The organism is Vibrio sp. 10N.286.51.B11 (assembly GCF_041469245.1).
Lineage (GTDB): Bacteria > Pseudomonadota > Gammaproteobacteria > Enterobacterales > Vibrionaceae > Vibrio > Vibrio crassostreae_C.
This window is the reverse complement of the sequence record NZ_JBFRKI010000002.1, coordinates 161,006-183,956: the sequence shown is the minus strand read 5'-3', so window position 1 is coordinate 183,956 and position 22,951 is coordinate 161,006. Positions and strand designations below refer to the sequence as shown.

The following is a 22,951-nucleotide window of genomic DNA, read 5'->3' as shown; positions in this document are numbered from 1 at the left end:
TTAATGTTACGTAAACGTAGCCAAATCCGCGATTACAAAGCAGAAGCACGACTATTTACTAGCCGTGCTTTTGTTGCGTTTGCGGGGATCATAGTCATGATGTCGATGTTGGTTGTTAACCTGTACAACATTCAGGTCAATCAATACCAAGACTATAAAACTCGTTCTAACGACAACCGTATCAAGGTCGTTCCGATCGCCCCTAACCGTGGTTTGATTTACGATCGCAACGGTATACTTCTTGCCGAAAACCGTCCTGTTTTCAATCTAGAAATCATACCCGAAAAAATTAAAGATATGGATGACACGCTTGCTCGTCTGCAAGCATTAATTGAGATCCCGCCAGAGCGTATCGAGCGCTTTAATCGTGATCGTCGTAATTCACGACGCTTTAAATCAGTACCTATTCTTAATCAACTGTCTGAAGAACAAGTTGCCGTCTTCTCTGTAAACCAACACAAATTCCCAGGTGTTGAAGTTACGGGAACTTTGAAGCGTTTCTACCCTTACGGTGATGTGCTCACTCACGTAATAGGCTATGTATCGCGCATCAATGACCGTGATATGCAGCGCTTGATGCGAGAAGAAAAAGACGCCAATTACCAAGCTACACGTGATATCGGTAAGTTGGGTATTGAGCGTTATTACGAAGATATGTTGCACGGTACAGCTGGCTACCAAGAAGTCGAAGTTAACAGTCGTGGACGAGTGATTCGTACCCTCAAATTTGTCCCTTCGGTTCCAGGCAAAGATATCGTACTTAACTTAGATATCAAGCTACAGCTATACGTACATAAGTTACTTGATGGCCGCCGTGGTTCAGCTATCGTTCTCGATCCGAAAGACAATGGCGTGTTAGCCATGGTATCGAGCCCAAGCTACGACCCAAACGCATTCGTGCATGGTATCTCGTCTAAAGGCTATAACGCGCTACTTCAAGACAAAAACCGCCCTTTGGTTAACCGTGCCACGCTAGGGATTTACCCACCAGCATCGACGATCAAACCCTTCATTGCTGTTGCTGCTCTGCAAGAAGGTGTTATTACACCAAACACTACGCGCAATGACCCAGGCTATTGGAAGATACCAAACTCAAAAACGAGACCATTCCGTGACTGGTTGCGTTGGGGACACGGTGTCGTGGATATAGAAAAAGCGATTGAAGAGTCGGTGGATACCTTCTTTTACCAAATTGCTTATGATCTCGGCATTGATCGCATATCCAAATGGATGATGATGTTCGGCTTTGGTGATTATACTGGCATCGATATTTATGAAGAAAGCAAAGCCAATATGCCAACTCGTGATTGGAAGATGGCAAGACACCGTGTGCCTTGGTACCAAGGTGACACCATCCCAGTTGGTATTGGCCAAGGCTACTGGACTGCAACACCCATGCAGATTGCAAAAGCCACATCAGTTTTGGTCAATGAAGGTGAAGTAACCGCACCTCACCTACTTCGTTCAACCATTGATAACGGTCGTCCATTCGATGAACAAATCATGTCGGACATTGAAACTTACCCACCGCTAACCGGGGTTAAGAAGAAGTATTGGGATATCGCTCAGGAAGGTATGAGGCTGGCTAACCACGGTAAGAAAGGTACGGCAAGACGTTCATTCCAGAAGATGTCTTACCAAACCGCTGGTAAATCGGGTACCGCACAGGTATTCGGTTTAAAAGAAGATGAAGAGTACAACGCGGATGAAATCGCAGAGCACTTACGCGATCACGCCCTCTTTACGGGTTACGCGCCTTTTGAAGATCCTGAAGCCGTCGTGACTATCGTTCTAGAGAACGCAGGTGGCGGTTCTTCTAACGGCGGCCCAGTAGTAAGAAGGATTTTAGACCATATTATCCTTGCAGAAGATTATCAAAGTGAGCCAATTAAATAATGAAACTTGATCCTTCAACTGGACGAAATAGAGCCCTATTCGAAAGGCTGCATATCGACCTGCCGCTTTTGCTTGGCATTCTGGTTTTAATGGGCTTTGCCCTGCTGATCATGTACAGCGCAAGCGGACAAAGCCTTGCGATGATGGACCGCCAGGCGATGCGCATGGCTCTGTCTTTAGGTGTGATGATCTTCCTAGCGCAAATCTCACCTCGTACTTATGAAACCTTGGCACCACTGCTATTTGTAGGTGGTGTCATCTTGCTATTGGGCGTGTTGTTCTTTGGTGAAGCCTCTAAAGGCGCCCAGCGTTGGTTAAACTTCGGCTTTGTTCGATTCCAACCGTCAGAGCTATTAAAGCTCGCGGTGCCTTTGATGCTGGCACGATTTATCGGTAAGCGCTCACTTCCACCAACATTCCAAACATTAGCGATCTCGCTAGTGATGGTGTTTGTACCGACGATTCTAATCGCAAAGCAGCCTGACCTAGGTACATCTATCCTTATCGCCGCATCTGGTATCTTCGTGATATTCCTGGCTGGTATCAGTTGGAAAATCATTGCTAGCGCGGCAATCGCATTAGGGGCATTTATCCCAATCCTATGGTTCTTCTTGATGCGTGAATATCAAAAAGTGCGTGTTAGAACCCTCTTTGATCCTGAATCAGATCCATTAGGTGCGGGTTACCACATCATTCAAAGTAAGATTGCGATAGGTTCAGGTGGTATATCAGGAAAAGGTTGGCTGCAAGGCACTCAATCTCAATTAGAATTCATTCCAGAGCGCCACACCGACTTCATTTTTGCGGTCATCGCCGAAGAGTGGGGCATGATTGGTATCTTGTTCTTGCTTGCTATCTACCTGTTTATTATTGGACGTGGCTTAGTGCTTGCGAGCCAAGCTCAAACCGCATTCGGTCGAATGATGGGCGGCAGTATTGTACTGAGCTTCTTCGTTTATATTTTTGTAAACATTGGCATGGTAAGTGGCATTCTACCTGTGGTTGGTGTTCCTCTTCCTTTAGTCAGTTATGGTGGTACTTCAATGGTTACCCTTATGGCTGGTTTTGGTATTTTAATGTCGATCCATACACACAGAAAAGCATTCTCAAAGGCGACCTAATCGATGTCTATTACAACGTTTCCAAAAAAAGCATCCTTGGTTGATGAGCTGCCAATCAAAAAAATAGCCTCTATCTTAGGGCTAGCGATTTTAATCAATGGTTGTTCTTCAAAGCAGCCAACAGGCCGCTACGATATTGATTCAGATATTGCACCAGACGCACCGATCTCAGTAGAGCATCTCGAGGATGCTCACCCTCAGTATGAACCTTATAGTTTAGGTGGTAATACGGATTACACTTTGCGTGGCGAAGACTACAAGATCGTAAAGAAAACCGAAGGTTTTACTGAGAAAGGCAAAGCCTCTTGGTACGGTAAGAAGTTTCATGGTCACTTAACGTCTAATGGCGAGATCTACGACATGTATTCGATGTCTGCGGCGCACAAAACATTGCCAATTCCAAGCTATGTAAAAGTGACGAATACCGACAATAACAAAACGACGATTGTTCGTATCAATGACCGCGGCCCATTCCATGAAGGCCGAATCATTGACCTTAGTTATGCGGCAGCTTACAAGCTCGATGTGTTAAGAACCGGCACGGCAAATGTTGAGATTGAAGTCATTACTGTAGCTATGCCAACCGACGCAAATAAAAAGGCTGCTTTACCGCAATTTATTATTCAAGTCGCGACATCTCCGCATGAAGATAGAACAGAGAAGTTAGCAAAAGATCTAGCCGAAAAGCTAGAAGTAGCAACGTTCTTGCAGCCAAATGATGACAACTACCGTCTGATGATTGGGCCATTTCATGACTATGCTCTGACTCAAGAGAAATTAGAACAAGTTAAGCTGATGGGTCACCCGTCAGCTTATATAAAAAAACACACCCTAACTCGCTAATTAATCTAACAGTTACTTCTGGTAATCAGCGCTCTGGTGTGACAGAGTGATTCTGTTAATATATGAATAGTTCACCAAATAATTGCATTCAAAATGATTAAATCTAATAAACTTGTTAAATCGATTTTTGCTACTTCTGTTGCTCTTTCTGCAACGATAGCTACATCGTCATTCGCCGCTCCTATTGTTGTTCCTGATGCACCTCAAATCGCCGCTAAAGGTTTTGTTCTGATGGATTACCATTCAGGCAAAGTACTAGCAGAGAAAGAGATGAATACTCAGCTTTCTCCAGCAAGTTTAACCAAGATGATGACGAGCTACGTGATCGGCCAAGAGCTCGACCGTGGCAACATCAACCTAAACGACGATGTTGTAATCAGTGAAAATGCTTGGGCTAAAAACTTCCCAGATTCATCTAAGATGTTCGTTGAAGTGGGCACTACGGTTAAAGTTGAAGAATTAAACCGCGGTATCATCATTCAATCAGGTAACGACGCATGTGTTGCTATGGCTGAACACATCGCTGGCTCTGAAGATGCATTCGTTGACCTAATGAACGCTTGGGCAAGCTCTATCGGCATGAAAGACACGCACTTTGCTAACGTGCACGGTCTAGACAACCCGAACCTATACTCAACGCCTTACGATATGGCGCTACTTGGTCAGGCGCTGATTCGCGACGTACCAGACGAGTACCGTATCTACTCAGAGAAGAAATTCACATACAACGGCATCACCCAATACAACCGTAACGGTCTGTTATGGGATAAGAGCATGAACGTTGATGGCATCAAAACGGGCCACACAAGCAATGCAGGTTACAGCCTAGTAAGCTCAGCGACAGAAGGCAAAATGCGCCTAGTGGCTGTAGTTATGGGCACCAAGAATGCGAATGCTCGTAAAACAGAAAGCAAAAAACTGCTTAGCTACGGCTTCCGCTTCTTTGAAACAGTGGCACCACACACAGCCGGTGAAACCTTCGTAGAAGAGAAGATCTGGATGGGTAGCAAGGACACAGTTGCACTGGGTGTCGACGAAGATACTTTCGTAACGCTACCTCGTGGTCAAGCTAAGAACCTGAAGGCAAGCTTCGTTCTTGAGAAAGAGCTAGAAGCGCCAATCAGCAAAGGCGATGTAGTTGGTAAACTATTCTACCAAGTAGACGGTGAAGACGTTGCTGAATACCCACTACTAGCACTTGAAGATGTAGACCAAGGCAGCCTATTCAGCCGTCTATGGGACTACCTAGTTCTTCTGTTCAAGGGTTTATTCTAAACAAGCAAAAGGTTTGTTCTAGGTAAAACCCAAGCTTGTTGTATAGCTAACCTAATGAGTAAGTTCATGATTTACTCATTAGCGAACCAAAAGCCGCCATGTGCGGCTTTTGTTGATCTTGAGTTCGGTGATATTTACACGTAATATTCCGCCTTATTACTCGTGTCTGTTGACCGAACACGCTTTTTATCGACATTTCGCCAATTTGCGAGAGTCTAGCCTTTTGGAGCTAATCATGAACATCAATTCTGATGCAAAACTAAAAGACCTCTTAGAGTTCCCTTGTTCATTCACTTACAAAGTAATGGGCCACGCTAAGCCAGAACTGACTGAGCTAGTACTAGAAGTGATCCAGCGTCATGCTCCTGGTGACTACAGCCCAACGCTAAAACCAAGTGCGAAAGGTAACTACCACTCTGTTTCTATCAATATTACTGCGACTTCAATTGAGCAAGTAGAAACTCTTTATAAAGAATTGGGCGAGATCGAAATCGTTCGTATGGTTCTGTAATCTCCGATTACACATGAAAAACAGCGGCTTATTGCCGCTGTTTTTGTTTAAAGCGCCCTATCTAGCTCAAATTCATTCAACTTAATTTTCAATAAATACAAAGAAAGTTGAAAAACCTTGCAGTCCGTCTGTAGTTAGAATCATGTTTCGCGTTTATAATGCGTTCACTTTATTAATCCTTGAGGGAGTGCAGCTTTGCAAAATAAGCTAATCGTAAAAAAATTAGGCCGTCAGGATTACGAACCTGTATGGAAAGCCATGCATAAGTTCACAGACGAACGCACGGAAGAAGACCTAGACCAAGTTTGGTTGGTTGAACACAACCCTGTCTTCACTCAAGGACAAGCAGGCAAAGCTGAGCATGTATTAAATGCCGGTGATATCCCTGTAATACAAAGCGATCGCGGTGGCCAAGTGACTTACCACGGCCCAGGCCAATTAGTGGCTTACTTTCTGATTAACATCCGCCGCAAGAAATTCGGAGTACGTGATTTGGTTACTCATATCGAGAACCTCGTAATCAATACTCTGAAAGCTTACAATATAGATTCAGCTGCCCGACCTGACGCTCCTGGTGTTTATGTCGATGGCAAGAAAATCTGTTCACTTGGATTACGTATTCGACGTGGCTGCTCGTTCCACGGGTTAGCACTCAACGTCGATATGGACCTGTCTCCATTCCTACGTATTAACCCATGTGGTTACCAAGGTATGGAAATGGCGCAGGTAAGCCAACTCGGCGGACCAAGTGAACTAGAAAACGTTGAGCAACAGTTAATACAAGAGCTCGTAGAGCTACTCGGCTATGACCAAGTAGACATTCAAGCCACCAGTAACATTACAGCAGAAGCATAAAATCATGAGCAAACCAATCCAAATGGAAAAAGGCGTTAAATATCGTGACGCTGACAAAATGGCATTAATTCCCGTAAAGAATATGCCTGCTGAACAGAAAGAAGTTCTACGTAAGCCTGAATGGATGAAGATTAAACTTCCTTCAGACAGCCATCGTATTCAAGAAATCAAATCAGCAATGCGTAAAAACAACCTGCACTCAGTTTGTGAAGAAGCGTCTTGCCCTAACCTAGCCGAGTGTTTCAACCACGGTACGGCAACGTTTATGATTCTTGGCGCTATCTGTACTCGTCGCTGCCCGTTCTGTGATGTTGCCCATGGTCGTCCTGTTGCTCCTGAAGCTGAAGAGCCGAAGAAACTGGCTAAAACAATTCAAGACATGAAACTGAAGTACGTTGTAATCACTTCAGTTGACCGTGATGACTTGCGTGACGGCGGTGCTCAGCACTTTGCTGACTGTAACCGTGAGATTCGCGAACTCAACCCAAATATTCGTATCGAAACACTGGTTCCAGACTTCCGCGGTCGTATGGACGTTGCGCTTGACCTAATGAAAGACAACCCGCCAGATGTTTTCAACCACAACCTAGAGACAGCGCCACGTCTATACCGTAAAGCGCGTCCAGGTGCGAACTACAAGTGGTCTCTTGATCTACTGAAGAAATTCAAAGAGCAGCACCCTGATATCCCAACAAAATCAGGTGTGATGATGGGTCTTGGCGAGACAAAAGAAGAGATCGTTCAAGTACTGAAAGACCTTCGCGAACATGGTGTGACTATGCTGACACTAGGTCAATACCTAGCACCAAGCCGTCACCACTTACCAGTAGAACGCTACGTGCCGCCTTCTGAGTTCGATGAGCTGAAAGAGATTGCTCTAGAGCTAGGCTTTACTCACGCAGCGTGTGGCCCGTTTGTACGTTCTTCTTACCATGCGGACTTGCAAGCTCAAGGTATGGAAATTAAGTAATCACGATTGCTTAACGAACAATGCAAAGGCGCTGAATATTATGTTCAGCGCCTTTTTTCTATCTTGTTCGTGCCGCTATAGCTTTATATTTCGTGCCACTAAGCTTTATATAAAAACAACAAAGCCACTCTTTATGAGTGGCTTTGTGCTTAATATTTCAAGTTCAGAGGAGGTAATTTCAAAAAGCCCAGATAGGGTTCTGCATTAACCGAAAGATGCCCAGATAACCGTTGCTACCAAAATTGGGCACACAAACTTCACATACATTGGCCAAACCTTACCAAACCAACCAAGTTGAAAATCAGGACTGCCTTGTTCAAGCTCTTTCACTTTTGAAGCTCGGCTCCATACCCAACCACCAAACACACAGAACATCAGTGCAGCGACTGGTTGAAGATACTGAGTTGCAATCATCGCTACCATGCCAAACATCGCAGCAAAGTTGTAAACAATCACCACACTAAACAGCGCGATAGCACCACCAATCACCCAGCTTGTTGGCGTTCGTCTAGTATTGAAACGCTCACTCACTAGCGCAACCGGGCCTTCAAGCATCGAAATCGAAGAAGTCAGTGCAGCAATCGTTAGTAGTAAAAAGAACACAATCGCAAAGATCTGTCCAAGCACACCTAAACTATCAAACATCAACGGCAAAACCGTGAATACTAGAGTGTCAGAGCTTAATAGTGAGCCGTCTTCAGCGTAGATTTGAACGCCTTTTTGCATCGCAACAAACATTGCTGGCATCACCACTAATCCAGCAATAAAAGCGACAGCAGTATCCACCAGAGTTACGTTCATCGCCATTTTTGGTAGGTTCTCTTTCTTGCTTAAGTAAGAGCCATAAACCAACATCGAGCAACCGCCAATAGTGAGTGAGAAGAACCCCTGTCCCATTGCCGCCAGAATCAGTTTTCTATCCCACACTTTCTCAAAGTCTGGAATAAGGTAATGTTTTAGGCCTTCCATCGCGCCAGATTGCGTCATGATGTAAACAAACAATAAGCCAAATAAAACAAACAGCGCAGGCATCAAACGAGTCGACCATTTCTCGATGCCTTGCTTAACACCGCCCTGCACAATCAAGATAGTCAGTACATAGAACGCGACGGTACCAAATACGTTGCGCTCAACACTGAAGCCCTTAAACCAATCAGCAATCGCTTCTAGGCCGATAAGATCCGCGACCGCACCAATTAGGAAACAGATCAACCAGCCACCAACAATACTGTAAAACGCCAACACTGCGCTTGGTACACTCAGTCCAACCCAACCGACAAACTCACCGACTTTCTTACCCAAAGGGTTTGTCGTCAAAGATCGCATGCTATCAACTGGGTTTGCTTGGCCGTGACGGCCTATAGCCATCTCAACCACCAACATAGGGAAAGCAACCACGAAGATCATGATCAAATAGACTAAAAGGAAAGCGCCACCACCGTTGCTAGCAACTTGAGTCGGGAAACCCCAAATATTACCCAAGCCAACCGCTGCACCAGCCGCTGCTAAAATAAAACCTAAACGAGAGCTAAAGTGCTCTCTTGAAGAGGAAGATTGTTGGTCCATATCGCCCGCATTAAAAATCAGTGAACTAGTTGAGAAGTACAGTAATAAAAAGCAATGATAGGCACAACCAATAAATGAACAATTCTCTGATTTTTACAATCAATGCGCTATTTAGAACAACAAAATTAACAAAAAACCAGTCTTATCGTTCAATTATAAGCAACAAAGCGAAGCAGTAGGCTTAAGAAGGAAATGGATTGAATTGAGATAAATACTCGCCGTGTGGTTCCATTTATACAAACAAAAAGAGCACCGACCGGTGCTCTTACTATTCATCACTAGACTCGAATTAAATTGTGAAGACTTGGTAATCTTTTAAGTTCGGAATGATTTCATGCAGTTCTTGCTCTTGTTCTGCCATCTCATCAAGTGAATCACAGAACTCATTCGCTTCCTCCTGTACTTGTTGAGAGTGTTCTTTCATTCGCTCTTCAACTTTCAGCTTTAATTCAGCCATACTGTCAGCCAGTTCAGTCAGGTTTAGGCCACCGTCTTGTTTCATTTTTTCTGACATCGCATTAAAAGCGCTAGAGATAAATTCTTGGTTAAAGATTTCTTTCGCCTTCTCGAAATCTTCAGACCAGCCATTGGCCATCGAATCAAAGCTTTCTGCAGGCAACACTAATTCGCCATCTTTGTAATAACGCGCTTCCAGTTCTGCAAAGTAGGTTTTCATTGATTCTTTTACATTATCAAATGACTCAGGTGAATCCAGGCTAGCCGCGATATCATCAATCACGTCATTGGCTAACGCTAAGCTATCGTTGGCCATTTGTTTCGCTCGAGGTAAGTACTCACTCATGTTTTCGCGATATTTCTCAATCGCCGCTTGTTGGTCGGCATCAAGCTCAACCTTCTCACCATGAATATAGAGGTCGTTGTTATCATCAAAAACGGCCGTATCACCATTCACTTGATGGATTTCGACTTTTTGGTCATCAATTCGTAGTTCATTCTTCAAATCAACTCGACACTGAGCAGCAAACGTTGGCAAGCTCACAACAGCGATAACCGCTGTTAGTGATGCAATTAATACACTGTTTTTCATAAATACATTGTTTTTCATAACATCCTCTCATCAATCTGACAGATTACTATACCCTTGGTATATGCTCCTTTGTCAGAGAAACGTTTTATATCTATTAGTCAGTTAGTTAGTCGATAGAGATAACTTCGTAGCAAAACTGTTTATCTGCGACCTTAAACTCAATCTCATCACCAACTTCTTTACCCATTAGAGCCTGGCCAAAAGGTGCATTTGCCGTCACGATGGCAATCTCATTCTCATTCCACGTGACAGAAAGTCCGCCGACTCTCGGCCCCATAAAGAAATGTTTATATTGATCATGCTCGTCAATGACCACAACGTAACTGCTCACCGTAACCTTCTCACTATCACGCAACACTAAGTTACGATAACACTGAATATCGTCTTCACACTCTTGTACCCTCACCGCTTGACCATGGGCGAGATACGAAGCTTCTAATGCCAATGTATCGTACTTATGTTCAGGCACAGTCTCTTCATCGGTCGCAGCATCAATCGCACGCTGAGTCGCAGATTGTGCGATACGTAATCGGGATTCGAGTTGCTCTATGATTATTTGGCGAAGCTCAGACTTATTCATACTATTGGGGTGCTTTTCTATAGGAGCTACAGAATAGAATTAGGTACAATCAGGTGCAAGACATTTGATTCATCAAGCGACGCTATCATGAATAGGCGCCCGCTTTAGCATCAATACGACACTTAATAACTCAGGTAGAACATAAATGATTGAGCAGAAGCTAAAACAAGTATTCGGATTCGACTCACTGCGCAATGGGCAAAAGCAAGTCATTGATAACGTTCTATCTGGTCACTCGACTGCCGCGATATTCCCGACAGGCTCAGGTAAATCGCTGTGCTATCAATTACCAGCATTAGAGTTACCGCACTTAACCTTGGTGATATCGCCACTGTTAGCCTTGATGAAAGACCAACTCGCTTTCCTGCACAGTAAAGGTATTAGCGCAGCGGCAATCGAATCAAGCCAAGACCGACAAACCACACAACAGGTTATGCAGTCAGTGCGTAACGGTGACACCAAGATCCTCATGATCTCCGTCGAGCGCTTGAAGAACGAACGCTTTCGTCAGTTTATCTCCCAAGTGTCGATCTCACTGCTTGTGGTCGATGAAGCGCACTGTATTTCAGAATGGGGACACAACTTCAGACCCGACTACCTGAAGCTTCCTCAATACCAAAAACAGCTCAATATTCCTCAGGTTCTACTACTGACAGCCACTGCGACTACAGCGGTTATCCAAGATATGAAGTCAAAGTTTGAAATTGATGAGGAGCGCGTTGTGGTTACGGGTTTCTATCGTCAAAATCTCGATCTGTCGATTCAACCTTGTGAACAAACCAGTAAGCTAGAAACCTTGTGCAATGTGGTTAACCAAGCTTCTCTCGCTCCGACTATTGTTTATGTCACCCTTCAACAAACGGCAGAGATGGTGGCTCAGCAGCTTCGCAATGCTGGCGTTAATGCAGTGGCTTACCATGCGGGTCTTAAGCCTGAAAATAGAGATGCTATTCAACACCAATTCATGAATGATGACGTGAGCTGTATCGTCGCAACTATCGCGTTTGGTATGGGCGTGGATAAGTCCAACATTCGCCGAGTGATTCACTTTGACTTACCAAAATCGATCGAAAACTACTCACAAGAGATCGGCAGAGCTGGTCGAGATGGGCAAGCGTCTGAATGTATTTTACTGGCTAACAAACACGGTTTAAGCACACTCGAGAACTTCGTTTTTGGTGATACGCCAGACAACATATCGATCCAAGCGGTATTAAAAGAGATCTACGAAAATCAAAACATTGGCGCTTCTGGCTCGAATCAATGGGAGATCATGCTTAATCAACTATCACGTGAATCCAACATTCGTCAGTTACCGCTAAAAACACTACTGGTGTATCTCGAAATTGAAGGTGTGATTGAGCCCAAGTACAGCTACTTCGCAGACTACAAATTTAAGTTCATTCGTCCGAAACAGCAGATCACAGAGCAATTTCAAAGTGAACGTCGTCAATTTGTCGAAGCGATTTTCCAATGCTCTCCTCAAGCAAGAGTGTGGTGCCAAGTCGACTTCGATGCGCTTTGGACACACTTCCAAGCCGATCGTCAGCGTGTGATTGCGGCTATCGACTACTTCAATGAACAAGGTTGGATTGAACTAGAAAGCAAGCAGATCACCGATGTCTACGCGATCCACAATACTTCTGAAGATATGATGCAACTGTCAGAGCGTCTAACTGAGTTGTTTAAAGCAAAAGAAAACAGCGAGATAAACCGCCTTAACCAAATGCTGAATTTCTTTGAGGCGGATACTTGCCTAAGCTCACGCCTTGCGAGTTATTTTGCCGATGATAAAGCACCAACAAACTGCGGTCACTGCTCTGTATGTCGAGGAGAAGTGGCAATCTTACCAACCGTTGATGTTGAACCTATCGATGATGAGACGGTGATGACATGGATACATGAGTTTATTTCGGCTAGCCAACAACTGATTACCGACGAGGCAATTACTCGCTTCTTATGTGGAATCGCCACCCCGCTTTCAACCAAACTCAAAGCCAGTAAAATGGTCGGTTACGGCAAGCTAGAGCAGCAACCGTTCAGTGATACCTTAGCGCGAGTAAAACAACTTCCTAGGTAATTCTTACTTATAAAAAACCGACTAGGCTATGAAGCGTAGTCGGTATTCATCTCACTCATTATCTTTAAAAGAAGCTCAACTGACGCATTTGGTCTTTAGGTTGCAGCATTACGCTTAAACCAAGCAGGCGTATTTCTCGCCCCTGTTGTCTTTTCAGTATTTCACTAAGCAGCTCTTTGAAGTGTTCACGATCGAGAGAGGCATGGATGTGTTCAATCGTGGTTTGTTGAAAGTCGGCGAACTTGAGCTTAATGCCCTGCTTGATGATCGCTTTGCTTGGGCTAGCCTTTTCTAAGCGAGTCTCGAGTTCAGGAAATAGCTTATCTTCGATTACCTGCCAACATTCTGCGTAGCTTGAAATGTTTTGGGTAAAGGTGCGCTCTACACCTACCGATTTTCGCTCGCGCTCGATGATAACTTCTCGATCATCAATGCCATGACTGCGCTTCCAGAGTGATGCACCTTGACGGCCAAACTTGAGTAGCAGGTCTCGATAGTCAGACTCTTTGATATCCTTACAAGTAAAGAAACCCGCTTGGTGCAGCTTTTCTATGCTCACTTTGCCGACACCGGGAATCTTTTCAAGTGGTAGCTCATCGATCACTGATTGCACGTCTTGTGGAGGGATAACAAACTGACCATTGGGCTTATTCAGATCTGAGGCCACTTTCGCCAAGAATTTAATCGGTGCAATTCCTGCAGAAGCTGTCAGGTTCAGTTCGTTCCAAATATCACGGCGAATAGACTCGGCAATAAGTGTTGCTGAACCGTGACACCGCTTAGAATCGGTGACATCAAGGAAAGCTTCATCCAAGGAAAGTGGTTCAATGATTGATGTGTATCGAGAGAAGATTTCACGGATCTTTTTAGATATCTCGACATAGACCGACATTCTTCCCGGCACAACCAATAGATTAGGACAAAGCTGTAGGGCCTTTCCGGTAGGCATTGCAGAGCGAACACCAAACTTGCGGGCTTCATAATTACAGGTGCTCAAAACGCCGCGTTGCTTTTCATGCCCACCAACAGCTAACGGGCGATTTCGGTAAGCAGGGTTATCACGCATTTCTACAGCCGCGTAAAAACAATCCATATCGACATGGATTATTTTTCTGACTTTCTCTTGGTCCGAACTGCACATTTGGAAATAACTCAACCTTACAACTGTATCTATGAACAGTATAATCAATTATTCTCAGATTTAAAATGATCTGGAGTCCAGCTCAACAGGTTTCACTTCATTCGCCGCCCACTATTCTGATAGTATTGTTAGGAGTATTTAGTCTATAAGTAGGGATAGCTTTTGAGTGAAAAAATACTAGTGGTAGAGGATAGTCGCGCATTCAGAAACTATCTTTACCAACAATTTAAGAACGATGGCTATGAAGTTGCGTTGGCGGAATCTGTAGAAGAAGCCAAAGCGATCTTGGAACAAGAGACGGATTTCTTGTGTGCCGTATTGGATTACTGCTTACCTGACGGGCAAGACGGTGAGATCATTGACCTCGTCTTAGGCTACCAACAGAAAATCATTGTTCTGACCGGGATGTTCGACAATCAACTGCGAGAGCAAGTCCTAGCCAAAGGCGTTATCGATTACATACTTAAAGACAGTATGTCGTCAGTAAGCTACCTACTCCCTCTAGTTCAAAGAATTTCGAATAATCGCCACCACAAAGCACTGGTTGTCGATGATTCAGCGGTCGTTCGCCGTTACATAGTTCAACTTCTAGAACACCAATATATCCAAACAATCCAAGCCGAAGATGGCGAACAAGCATTAAAGCTTCTTCATAACGACCCTGATATTACATTCGTTGTTACAGACCATGATATGCCGAAGAAAGACGGTATAGCGATGATCCGTGAGATTCGACGCGATCACGACAGAAACCAGTTGGCCATTCTAGGATTATCCGGGAGTGATGATCGCACTATGACAGCGCGATTCCTTAAAGCGGGTGCCAACGATTTCCTTTACAAACCTTTTAACCAAGAAGAGTTTTTCTGCCGTATCCATCAGCTGCTTGATATGAAAGAAGCGGCTAATGAGCTATTTCGACATGCCAACGAGGATGCTCTTACTGGCTTATGGAATCGTCGCTACCTGTTCAATCATCCTTGTAAAGGCTGCGATCAACGAAACATCGCGATGATGGACATCGACTTCTTTAAGAAAGTGAATGATACCTTTGGACACGATGGTGGTGATGCCGTGCTGATCGATGTAGGGAAAATAATCAAAGATCATTTCAAAGACGATGTCGCTGTGCGCTTTGGTGGCGAAGAGTTTTGTATTCAGTCGTGCGGCGCATTTGAAAGCTTTGTTGACAACTTAGAGTCCATGAGAGAAGCCATTGAAAGCCATGTTGTTGAGCATGACTCTCAAAGAATCAAGGTCAGTATCAGTATCGGCGTAACCGATTTAGACGCGAAGTTAGATGAACAGATCAAAGCCGCTGATGAGCTTCTTTATACGGCAAAAGAGCAAGGTAGAAACCAACTAGTGTTTGCGCGTAACAGCATGCAAATCGAACAATAGTCATTCGCTTTTGTTTCCATTTTGGTATGCCAAGATTAATTGCTAGACCTCAAAACTAAAAAAGCTCAAGACGATAATCTTGAGCTTTTCAATTTGAGGGCATAGATAACTCTATCCCCTATGACTGTCACCCATTAAGCGATACGGTCTTTACTCCAAGCCGCTTCTTTTTGTTGACGCTCAGCCAGCTTCTCTTCACGGTAAGCTTCACGTGCTTCACGCTTCTTACGCGCGTCACAAGGTTCAGGGCAGTTACATACTTTATCAATACCAACAGCACCCAAACCGCCACAGCTACCTTTCACAACTTTCTTTTGGATAATGTAGCCAATTGACATCGCTGCGATTACTGCAAGAAAAACACCAAATGTAATCAGAAATGTATTCATAATTATCTCGCTTACCTTATTTACCTAAGTATGGCTTAAATGCTTCAGAAGCAATTTCTTTAAAGCCATCTGCTGTTTTTACCACCATGAACACTGGGATGTTATGTTGGTTTGCGACTTCCATTCCTTTTTCCTCACCTAAGACCATAAGGCCCGTAGATAAGCCGTCTGCAGTCATTGAAGACGGGTTTAAAACAGTCACAGAAACCACTTTATGGTGAAGAGGCTTTCCTGTTTCAGGGTTGATGATGTGTGAGTAACGAACACCATCACGTTCAAAATAGTTACGGTAATCACCAGAGGTTGCGATAGCCATATCACCCGGCTCGATGATCTCTTGGATATTACGCTCATCAACGCTTGGTTTCTCAATCGCGATACGCCAGCCCACGTTCTCACGGTTTAAACCTTTCAGACGAATTTCGCCACCGACTTCAACCATGTAGTTGTGAATACCGATAGAATCAAGGTAGTCAGCGACGACGTCAACACCCCAACCTTTTGCAATCGTGGATAGATCGACATACAGGTTAGGTAGGTCTTTCTTCAACATGTTGCCTTCAACACTAAGATGATGGATACCAATCTTAGCCTTGCGAGCAGCAAGCTCTTCATCTGATGGCACAACTTCAGGACGAGCTTCAGGACCAAAACCCCATAAGTTAACTAACGGACCAACCGTTACATCCAGAGCTCCTTCAGTAAGACCGTTCAAACGAATCGCTTCTTTCACAACCGTCGCTGTTTGCTCAGATACTTCGAACGCATCCGCACCTTTATGCTGGTTGAAACGGCTTAATTCGGAATCTTCACGGTAAGTCGACATCTGGTCGTTTACTTCTTCAAGTAGACGATCGATCTCTGTATGAACTTCATTAGACTCAGGAAATTCATCACCATTGATGTATTTAATATTGTAACTCGTGCCCATCGTTGGGCCACTCAAATGCACTTGCTCTCTTGACTGCTCACAGCCCGCAAGAAAAATCAAAGAAGTTAATGCAACAAGCCAAATTCTCACTTGCTTACTCCTGTCTAATGTTGAGGATTTATATAAGGAAAAATAAGAGTAAAAAATAGGTATTTTGAATGCCTTACTCTTTCTTATATAAGCCAGTATGTTGTCAAAAGCTGTCTTAGAAAAACAAATGGCTGACTCGTAGGAGTCAGCCATAATATCAATCACTTAAGTGGATTAACCACCGAAGTCATCTAGTAGGATGTTTTCATCTTCTACACCAAGATCTTTCAGCATGCCGATAACAGCAGCGTTCATCATCGGTGGACCACACATGTAGTACTCACAATCTTCAGGAGCTTCGTGATCCTTCAGGTAGTTTTCGTACAGTACGTTGTGGATGAAACCAGTGTAACCGTCCCAGTTGTCCTCTGGTTGAGGATCAGACAGTGCACAGTGCCACACGAAGTTTTCGTTTGCAGCCGCTAGGCCATCGAAATCTTCAATGTAGAACATCTCACGCTTAGAACGCGCGCCATACCAGTAAGACATCTTACGAGTAGACTTAAGACGCTTAAGTTGGTCGAAGATATGAGAACGCATAGGCGCCATACCTGCACCACCACCGATGAATACCATTTCATTGTCTGTGTCTTTAGCAAAGAACTCACCAAATGGACCAGAAATAGTACATTTGTCGCCTTCTTTAAGAGACCAGATGTATGAAGACATAACACCAGGAGCTACGTCAGGGTTGTTTGGCGGCGGAGTTGCGATACGCACGTTAAGCTTGATGATGCCTTTCTCTTCTGGGTATGAAGCCATAGAGTAAGCACGGATCGAATGCTCTTTAACGATAGACTCATAACGGAACAAGTTGAACTTATCCCAGTCACCACGGTATTCCTCAGGAATATCGTAATCTGCGTATTTCACGTGATGTGGTTCAGCTTCAATCTGAATGTAACCACCCGCGCGGAACGGAACTTCTTCACCTTCAGGGATCGCTAGAGCAAGTTCTTTGATGAAAGTAGCTTCGTTGTTATTCGAGATAACAGTACATTCCCACTTTTTAACACCAAAGATATCTTCGTCTAGTTCAATCTCCATGTCAGTTTTCATAGCAACTTGACATGCAAGACGTTCGCCTTCGCGAGCTTCACCTTTTGTGATGTGATCAAGTTCAGTTGGAAGGATGTCGCCACCACCAGACTTAACTTTTACACGACACTGACCACAAGAGCCACCGCCACCACAAGCAGAAGATACGAAGATACCAGCGCCAGCCAGGGCACCAAGTAGCTTGCTACCAGGTTGAGTAACGATCGCCTTTTCAGGGTCGCCGTTTACTGAAATAGTGATGTCACCTGATGGTACTAACTTAGACTTAGCGAAAAGAATCACTAGTACTAGAGCCAGTACAATAATGGTAAACATCGCTACGCCAAGAATAATACTAAACATTTGTTATTCCTTATTACTGGGTGCTTACCCTACAGTTGAACACCAGAGAAAGACATAAAGCCTAACGCCATCAGACCAACAGTAATGAACGTGATACCAAGGCCACGAAGACCTGGAGGTACGTCAGAGTACTTCATCTTCTCACGGATACCCGCAAGAGCAACGATAGCTAACATCCAACCCACACCAGAACCGAAGCCGTAAACAACAGATTCAGCAAAGTTGTAGTCACGAGTTACCATGAAAGATACACCACCAAAGATTGCACAGTTAACTGTGATCAGTGGAAGGAAGATACCTAGTGCGTTGTACAAAGGTGGGAAGAAACGGTCTAGAACCATCTCTAGGATTTGTACAAGTGCCGCGATAACACCGATGAATGCGATGAAGTTAAGGAAACTTAAATCGACACCGTCAACAAGCGCGTTTTCTTTCAGGATGTGTGTGTAAACAAGGTTGTTTACAGGAACAGCGATTGTAAGTACTACAACTACCGCAACACCAAGACCAAAAGAAGTTTTAACTTTCTTAGATACCGCTAGGAATGTACACATACCTAGGAAGAAAGAAAGCGCCATGTTTTCGATGAAAATCGATTTAACTAGCAGACTAATATAATGTTCCATGACTACCTTACCCCTTCGCTTCTACTTGTTCTGGTTTGAACACACGAATTGCCCAAATCAAGAAACCAATTAGGAAGAATGCAGAAGGTGCTAGAAGCATCAAGCCGTTTGGCTGATACCAACCACCGTTGCTCACTAGAGGTAGTACTTCCATACCAAATAGTTTGCCAGAGCCTAGAAGCTCACGGAAGAAACCAACAGTGATAAGAACGAAACCGTAACCAAGACCGTTACCAAGACCATCGATTAGAGATGGGATTGGCGCAGACTTCATTGCGAATGCTTCAGCACGACCCATTACAATACAGTTAGTAATGATTAGGCCTACGAATACAGATAGCTGCTTAGAGATATCGTATAGGTATGCTTTAAGCACTTGGTCTACCACGATTACTAGTGATGCGATAATTGCCATCTGAACGATGATACGCACACTGTTAGGAATGTGGTTACGGATCAAAGAAACGAAGAAGTTAGACAGAGCAGTAACGAACATTACCGCGATAGTCATAACAAATGCTGTTTCTAGCTTAGTGGTTACCGCAAGAGCAGAACACACACCAAGAACCTGTAGCGCGATTGGGTTGTTGTCCAACACCGGCGCTAAGATGCTCTTTTTAATTTCTTTTGCACTAGACATTAGTTCAGACCTCCGTCACGAACTTTTGCTAGGAACGGACCAAAGCCCATATCACCTAACCAGAAGTCAAATGTATGTTGAACACCAACGCTAGTCAGTGTTGCACCAGAAAGGCCATCTACACCGTGCTCAGAACCTTGAGGAGCGCCACCTTTAACAACCTGAATAGCAGGTTTGTGGTTTTCGTCGAATAATTTCTTACCAACGAATTGAGCGCGCCAAGATGGGTTCTCAACTTCACCACCAAGTCCAGGAGTTTCACCTTGCTCGTAGTAAGTGATACCAGAAACTGTGTTGCCATCAGTTTCTACCGCAACGAATGCGTACATCATTGACCATAGACCGTTACCGTGAACAGGGATGATAACTTTAGAAGTTTCAGCGCCATCTTTCACAAGGTATACAGTACCCGTGTTAGCACGACGAAGGATCTTAGCGATGTCATCTTCAGCTGAAAGCTTGATTGACTGAGCTGGATCTTTTGCCGCTTTACGTTGGTCGTATGCAGCAGCATCGCCGTCAACGAAATCGCCAGTAGCGAAATCAACTAGACGAGGTTCAATGTTCTCTGCGTACAGTTCAGGGATATTACCCGCAAGTTCAATGCCCGCAACTTCAAGGATCTTAGTTTGCTGATCTAGAACCGCGTTAGCTTGTTGCTTAGGTTTAAGAACAACTGCAGCTGTTGAAACGATGATTGAGCACACTAGGCTCAATGCGATAACAACAAACAGCGTCTTTTTAATGCTATCGTTATTACTTGCCATAGCGCGCTAGTCTCCGCTTAATGTTCTTCTCGATTACAACGTGGTCAAACAGAGGAGCAAATAGGTTTGCGAATAGAATCGCAAGCATCATGCCTTCTGGGTATGCAGGGTTAACTACACGAATCATTACACACATTGCGCCGATTAGGATGCCGTACCACCACTTACCACCATTGGTAAATGACGCTGATACAGGGTCTGTTGCCATGAAGAACATACCAAATGCGAAGCCACCTAGAACTAGGTGCCAGTGCCAAGGCATGCTGAACATTGCGTTAGTGTCAGAACCGATCACATTAAACAATGTTGATACAGCAATCATACCGATCATAACACCAGCAATGATGCGCCATGAAGCAATGCCCATGTATACGATCATTGCAGCACCGATCATAAGTGCAAGCGTTGATACTTCACCGATAGAACCTGGAATGTTACCAATGAATGCGTCCATCCAAGTGATCGTCTCACCAGATACCGTGTTCATTAGCGCGCTACCACCGCCTTGAGCCCATTGGCTAAGCGCTGTTGCACCAGAGAAACCATCAGCTGCAGTCCAAACTACGTCACCAGAAATCTGAGCAGGGTATGCAAAGAATAGGAACGCACGGCCAGCAAGTGCAGGGTTTAGGAAGTTACGACCCGTACCACCAAAAATCTCTTTAGCAACAACAACACCGAAGGTAATACCTAGTGCAGCTTGCCATAGAGGAAGTGTTGGCGGAACAATAAGCGCGAACAAGATAGAAGTAACAAAGAAACCTTCGTTAACTTCGTGCTTACGCACCATACAGAACAGTACTTCCCAGAAACCACCAACGATAAAGACCGTCGCGTAGATAGGTAAGAAGTAAGTCGCACCCAAGAGCATCTTACTGCCCCAACCTGCATCGGCTCCTAAGGAGGCTCCAAGCATTTCGGTTAGCCAGTAGTGCCAGTTACCATCAATGATAGAAACTAGTTCTGCACCTGAATACATGTGGTTTAGTGCTGCAATAGCTTGACCACCTGCGTTGTACATACCCCAGAACATTGCTGGGAATACCGCAAGCCAAACCATGATCATGATACGTTTTAAGTCAACGCTATCACGGACATGCGAGCTTTTCTTTGTAACTGTACCTGGTGTGTAGAAAAGTGTTGCTGCAGCTTCGTAAAGCGCAAACCACGTTTCGTGTTTACCACCTGGTTCAAAATGATGCTCGATGTCTTCAATAAACTTTTTAAGGCCCATGAAAATTACCCTTCCTTCACAATTGTATCTAGGCATTCACGAAGTAACTGACCGTACTCGTACTTACCAGGACATACAAAGGTACACAGTGCTAAATCTTCTTCATCTAGCTCTAGCGCACCAAGTGCTTGTGCACTATCAACGTCGCCAGCACATAGATCGCGAAGCAGCAAAGTAGGCTCCATATCTAATGGCATTACTTTCTCGTAGTTACCAATTGGAACCATAGAGCGATCACTACCGTTTGTTGTCGTTGTCATGTTGAACAACTGACCTTTAAACACGTGACCAAGGAATGAACGAGTAACAGAGAACTTGTTCTTACCAGGCATAGCCCAGCCAAATAGCTCTTTATCACGACCTTCACGAAGAACCGAAACCTGTTGATGGTAACGGCCAAGGTAAGCATGTGGACCTGAAGCGTGAACACCAGATAATACTGAACCTGAGATCAGGCGAACTTCACCTGGCATCAACTCGCTGTCCGTCAACTCTTCAAGGCTAGCACCAATTTGAGTACGAACTAGGCGTGGGTTATTAACTACTGGACCAGCCAGAGAAACAACACGCTCAGAGTAAATCTCACCAGTAAGGAACAACTTACCGAATGCGATAACGTCTTGGTAGTTAATGCTCCACGCTACATTTTGTGCATTTACCGGGTATAGGTAATGCATATGCGTGCCTGCAAGACCTGCAGGGTGTGGGCCATCAAAAACATGTTCTTCAACGTTAGACTGAGCTGAACGAGGTAAGCTAGTACCTTTTTTACAAACGTACACTTTACCGTTAGTCAGAGTTGAAAGAAGATCTAAACCAGCAACGAAAGCATCAGACTGCTCGTTAATGATTAATTCTGGCTCAGCTGCTAGCGGATTAGTATCCATAGCAGTAACGAAAATAGCCTGAGTTTCAGAATCAACTGCTGGAACCTTGCTGAACGGACGAGTTCGCAAAGCGGTCCATGCGCCAGACTCAACTAACTGAGCTTTAACCGTTTCACGGTCAAGACTTGCTAGTTGGTTAGCTTCATAGCTATTGAACGTGATTTGCTCATTGCCTGCTACTTCAATCACTACTGATTGAAGAACACGCTTAGCACCACGGTTCACTTCAATAACTTTACCGCTTGCTGGAGAAGTAAATACAACACCTGGGTTCTTTTTATCTGCAAAAAGAACTTGGCCTTTCTTCACTTCATCACCAACGCGAGCATGCATCGTAGGACGCATACCAACGTACTCTTCGCCAAGCAAGGCGACTTTAGTGATGGACTTACCATCATTAATCACCTGGGATGGAGTTCCTGCGATAGGAAGATCCAAACCCTTCTTTATTGTAATCATACGCACTTGCACTACTTTATCGGGAAAAAGATTCTTTTAATTGCGTAAATTCAGGACGTTTTAAAATCGCCCTTAGACACGACATTACAGTGTCCGGTTTTGGTAAATTTGAGATACCAAAATCGCAACATTACATTAATAAACTCATCACAAATATTATGTGAGATTTATCAGGTGCGATATTCTAGCATTTTTTGACAACTCGATGCCATGACCAATAACTTGAATACAGCCTTTATT

General features: G+C 44.3%; 21 protein-coding genes. 9 read left to right on the top strand and 12 right to left on the bottom strand.

What is annotated here, in order from left to right:
* The first annotated feature begins 3 nt into the window (after positions 1 to 3).
* The 7 genes from mrdA (at position 4) to lipA (ending at position 7,471) form a co-directional block, all read left to right on the top strand.
* Positions 4 to 1,896, top strand: a complete 1,893-nt coding sequence (gene mrdA, locus AB4154_RS01060) for a penicillin-binding protein 2 (RefSeq protein ID WP_017068507.1) — start codon at positions 4 to 6, stop codon at positions 1,894 to 1,896.
* The gene (gene rodA, locus AB4154_RS01055) at positions 1,896 to 3,017 is read left to right on the top strand and encodes a rod shape-determining protein RodA (protein ID WP_017062334.1); all 1,122 of its coding nucleotides are present in this window, start codon (positions 1,896 to 1,898) and stop codon (positions 3,015 to 3,017) included. The genes mrdA and rodA overlap by 1 nt, the downstream gene beginning before the upstream one ends.
* 3 nt (positions 3,018 to 3,020) lie before the next feature.
* Positions 3,021 to 3,860, top strand: a complete 840-nt coding sequence (locus AB4154_RS01050) for a septal ring lytic transglycosylase RlpA family protein (protein ID WP_372122003.1) — start codon at positions 3,021 to 3,023, stop codon at positions 3,858 to 3,860.
* A gap of 93 nt (positions 3,861 to 3,953) precedes the next feature.
* Positions 3,954 to 5,135 carry a serine hydrolase gene (locus AB4154_RS01045; RefSeq protein ID WP_017068508.1) on the top strand — a complete coding sequence of 394 codons (1,182 nt, stop codon included), beginning with the start codon at positions 3,954 to 3,956 and terminating at the stop codon, positions 5,133 to 5,135.
* Between the two features lie 232 nt (positions 5,136 to 5,367).
* Positions 5,368 to 5,646, top strand: a complete 279-nt coding sequence (gene ybeD, locus AB4154_RS01040) for a DUF493 family protein YbeD (protein WP_026084358.1) — start codon at positions 5,368 to 5,370, stop codon at positions 5,644 to 5,646.
* Between the two features lie 195 nt (positions 5,647 to 5,841).
* Positions 5,842 to 6,501, top strand: coding sequence for a lipoyl(octanoyl) transferase LipB (gene lipB, locus AB4154_RS01035; protein ID WP_017068510.1), 660 nt, complete (start codon positions 5,842 to 5,844; stop codon positions 6,499 to 6,501).
* A gap of 4 nt (positions 6,502 to 6,505) precedes the next feature.
* A complete protein-coding gene (gene lipA, locus AB4154_RS01030; RefSeq protein ID WP_017064177.1) occupies positions 6,506 to 7,471 on the top strand; it encodes a lipoyl synthase in 966 nt (321 codons plus the stop codon).
* 204 nt (positions 7,472 to 7,675) lie between these two features.
* On the opposite strand, the gene AB4154_RS01025 is transcribed toward lipA, so the two are convergent.
* From AB4154_RS01025 to AB4154_RS01015, 3 genes are all read right to left on the bottom strand, one after another.
* Positions 7,676 to 9,037, bottom strand: a complete 1,362-nt coding sequence (locus tag AB4154_RS01025; RefSeq protein WP_017059919.1) for a sodium-dependent transporter — start codon at positions 9,035 to 9,037, stop codon at positions 7,676 to 7,678.
* A 289-nt stretch (positions 9,038 to 9,326) separates the two neighbouring features.
* Positions 9,327 to 10,103, bottom strand: coding sequence for a YggN family protein (locus tag AB4154_RS01020; protein ID WP_137001977.1), 777 nt, complete (start codon positions 10,101 to 10,103; stop codon positions 9,327 to 9,329).
* Positions 10,104 to 10,191: 88 nt separating this feature from the next.
* Positions 10,192 to 10,665 carry a GreA/GreB family elongation factor gene (locus AB4154_RS01015; protein WP_017059917.1) on the bottom strand — a complete coding sequence of 158 codons (474 nt, stop codon included), beginning with the start codon at positions 10,663 to 10,665 and terminating at the stop codon, positions 10,192 to 10,194.
* A gap of 145 nt (positions 10,666 to 10,810) precedes the next feature.
* Here AB4154_RS01015 and AB4154_RS01010 point away from each other — a divergent pair, with 145 nt between their 5' ends.
* Entirely contained in the window at positions 10,811 to 12,745 is a 1,935-nt protein-coding gene (locus tag AB4154_RS01010) for an ATP-dependent DNA helicase RecQ (protein ID WP_017059916.1), read from the top strand.
* A 64-nt stretch (positions 12,746 to 12,809) separates the two neighbouring features.
* On the opposite strand, the gene dinB is transcribed toward AB4154_RS01010, so the two are convergent.
* Positions 12,810 to 13,886 (bottom strand): DNA polymerase IV, encoded by a 1,077-nt coding sequence (gene dinB, locus AB4154_RS01005; RefSeq protein WP_029235195.1) that lies wholly within the window; start codon positions 13,884 to 13,886, stop codon positions 12,810 to 12,812.
* A 162-nt stretch (positions 13,887 to 14,048) separates the two neighbouring features.
* Between dinB and AB4154_RS01000 the strand changes: the two genes are divergently transcribed.
* Entirely contained in the window at positions 14,049 to 15,287 is a 1,239-nt protein-coding gene (locus AB4154_RS01000) for a response regulator (protein WP_017059914.1), read from the top strand.
* Between the two features lie 134 nt (positions 15,288 to 15,421).
* On the opposite strand, the gene nqrM is transcribed toward AB4154_RS01000, so the two are convergent.
* The 8 genes from nqrM to AB4154_RS00960 all read right to left on the bottom strand — a co-directional run bounded on the left by nqrM (position 15,422) and on the right by AB4154_RS00960 (position 22,711).
* On the bottom strand, positions 15,422 to 15,676 hold the full coding sequence (gene nqrM, locus AB4154_RS00995; RefSeq protein ID WP_009848378.1) for a (Na+)-NQR maturation NqrM: 255 nt from the start codon (positions 15,674 to 15,676) through the stop codon (positions 15,422 to 15,424).
* 16 nt (positions 15,677 to 15,692) lie between these two features.
* The gene (locus AB4154_RS00990) at positions 15,693 to 16,697 is read right to left on the bottom strand and encodes an FAD:protein FMN transferase (RefSeq protein ID WP_017059913.1); all 1,005 of its coding nucleotides are present in this window, start codon (positions 16,695 to 16,697) and stop codon (positions 15,693 to 15,695) included.
* Between the two features lie 174 nt (positions 16,698 to 16,871).
* Positions 16,872 to 18,098 (bottom strand): NADH:ubiquinone reductase (Na(+)-transporting) subunit F, encoded by a 1,227-nt coding sequence (gene nqrF, locus AB4154_RS00985; protein ID WP_017059912.1) that lies wholly within the window; start codon positions 18,096 to 18,098, stop codon positions 16,872 to 16,874.
* A gap of 29 nt (positions 18,099 to 18,127) precedes the next feature.
* A complete protein-coding gene (nqrE, locus tag AB4154_RS00980) occupies positions 18,128 to 18,724 on the bottom strand; it encodes an NADH:ubiquinone reductase (Na(+)-transporting) subunit E (RefSeq protein ID WP_372122000.1) in 597 nt (198 codons plus the stop codon).
* A gap of 7 nt (positions 18,725 to 18,731) precedes the next feature.
* Positions 18,732 to 19,364 carry an NADH:ubiquinone reductase (Na(+)-transporting) subunit D gene (locus AB4154_RS00975; RefSeq protein ID WP_008223083.1) on the bottom strand — a complete coding sequence of 211 codons (633 nt, stop codon included), beginning with the start codon at positions 19,362 to 19,364 and terminating at the stop codon, positions 18,732 to 18,734.
* Positions 19,364 to 20,131: a Na(+)-translocating NADH-quinone reductase subunit C gene (locus AB4154_RS00970; protein ID WP_017059911.1), complete on the bottom strand. Its 768-nt coding sequence runs from the start codon at positions 20,129 to 20,131 to the stop codon at positions 19,364 to 19,366. The genes AB4154_RS00975 and AB4154_RS00970 overlap by 1 nt, the downstream gene beginning before the upstream one ends.
* Positions 20,121 to 21,365, bottom strand: a complete 1,245-nt coding sequence (locus AB4154_RS00965; RefSeq protein ID WP_010439046.1) for an NADH:ubiquinone reductase (Na(+)-transporting) subunit B — start codon at positions 21,363 to 21,365, stop codon at positions 20,121 to 20,123. Before AB4154_RS00965 ends, AB4154_RS00970 begins: the two co-directional genes overlap by 11 nt.
* Before the next feature lie 5 nt (positions 21,366 to 21,370).
* Complete coding sequence (locus tag AB4154_RS00960) at positions 21,371 to 22,711, bottom strand: Na(+)-translocating NADH-quinone reductase subunit A (protein ID WP_032545690.1); 1,341 nt, start codon at positions 22,709 to 22,711, stop codon at positions 21,371 to 21,373.
* Between the last annotated feature and the right edge of the window lie 240 nt (positions 22,712 to 22,951).

Coding starts and splice junctions, on each gene's coding strand:
- AB4154_RS00975 (WP_008223083.1), bottom strand. CDS start 19,364: ATGTCTAGTGCAAAAGAAATTAAAAAGAGCATCTTAGCGCCGGTGTTG.
- dinB (WP_029235195.1), bottom strand. CDS start 13,886: ATGTGCAGTTCGGACCAAGAGAAAGTCAGAAAAATAATCCATGTCGAT.
- AB4154_RS00965 (WP_010439046.1), bottom strand. CDS start 21,365: ATGGGCCTTAAAAAGTTTATTGAAGACATCGAGCATCATTTTGAACCA.
- nqrF (WP_017059912.1), bottom strand. CDS start 18,098: ATGTTTAGTATTATTCTTGGCGTAGCGATGTTTACCATTATTGTACTG.
- AB4154_RS00960 (WP_032545690.1), bottom strand. CDS start 22,711: ATGATTACAATAAAGAAGGGTTTGGATCTTCCTATCGCAGGAACTCCA.
- AB4154_RS01025 (WP_017059919.1), bottom strand. CDS start 9,037: ATGGACCAACAATCTTCCTCTTCAAGAGAGCACTTTAGCTCTCGTTTA.
- rodA (WP_017062334.1), top strand. CDS start 1,896: ATGAAACTTGATCCTTCAACTGGACGAAATAGAGCCCTATTCGAAAGG.
- nqrE (WP_372122000.1), bottom strand. CDS start 18,724: ATGGAACATTATATTAGTCTGCTAGTTAAATCGATTTTCATCGAAAAC.
- AB4154_RS01010 (WP_017059916.1), top strand. CDS start 10,811: ATGATTGAGCAGAAGCTAAAACAAGTATTCGGATTCGACTCACTGCGC.
- AB4154_RS01045 (WP_017068508.1), top strand. CDS start 3,954: ATGATTAAATCTAATAAACTTGTTAAATCGATTTTTGCTACTTCTGTT.
- AB4154_RS01015 (WP_017059917.1), bottom strand. CDS start 10,665: ATGAATAAGTCTGAGCTTCGCCAAATAATCATAGAGCAACTCGAATCC.
- AB4154_RS01020 (WP_137001977.1), bottom strand. CDS start 10,103: ATGAAAAACAATGTATTTATGAAAAACAGTGTATTAATTGCATCACTA.
- AB4154_RS00970 (WP_017059911.1), bottom strand. CDS start 20,131: ATGGCAAGTAATAACGATAGCATTAAAAAGACGCTGTTTGTTGTTATC.
- mrdA (WP_017068507.1), top strand. CDS start 4: ATGTTACGTAAACGTAGCCAAATCCGCGATTACAAAGCAGAAGCACGA.
- nqrM (WP_009848378.1), bottom strand. CDS start 15,676: ATGAATACATTTCTGATTACATTTGGTGTTTTTCTTGCAGTAATCGCA.
- lipA (WP_017064177.1), top strand. CDS start 6,506: ATGAGCAAACCAATCCAAATGGAAAAAGGCGTTAAATATCGTGACGCT.
- AB4154_RS01050 (WP_372122003.1), top strand. CDS start 3,021: ATGTCTATTACAACGTTTCCAAAAAAAGCATCCTTGGTTGATGAGCTG.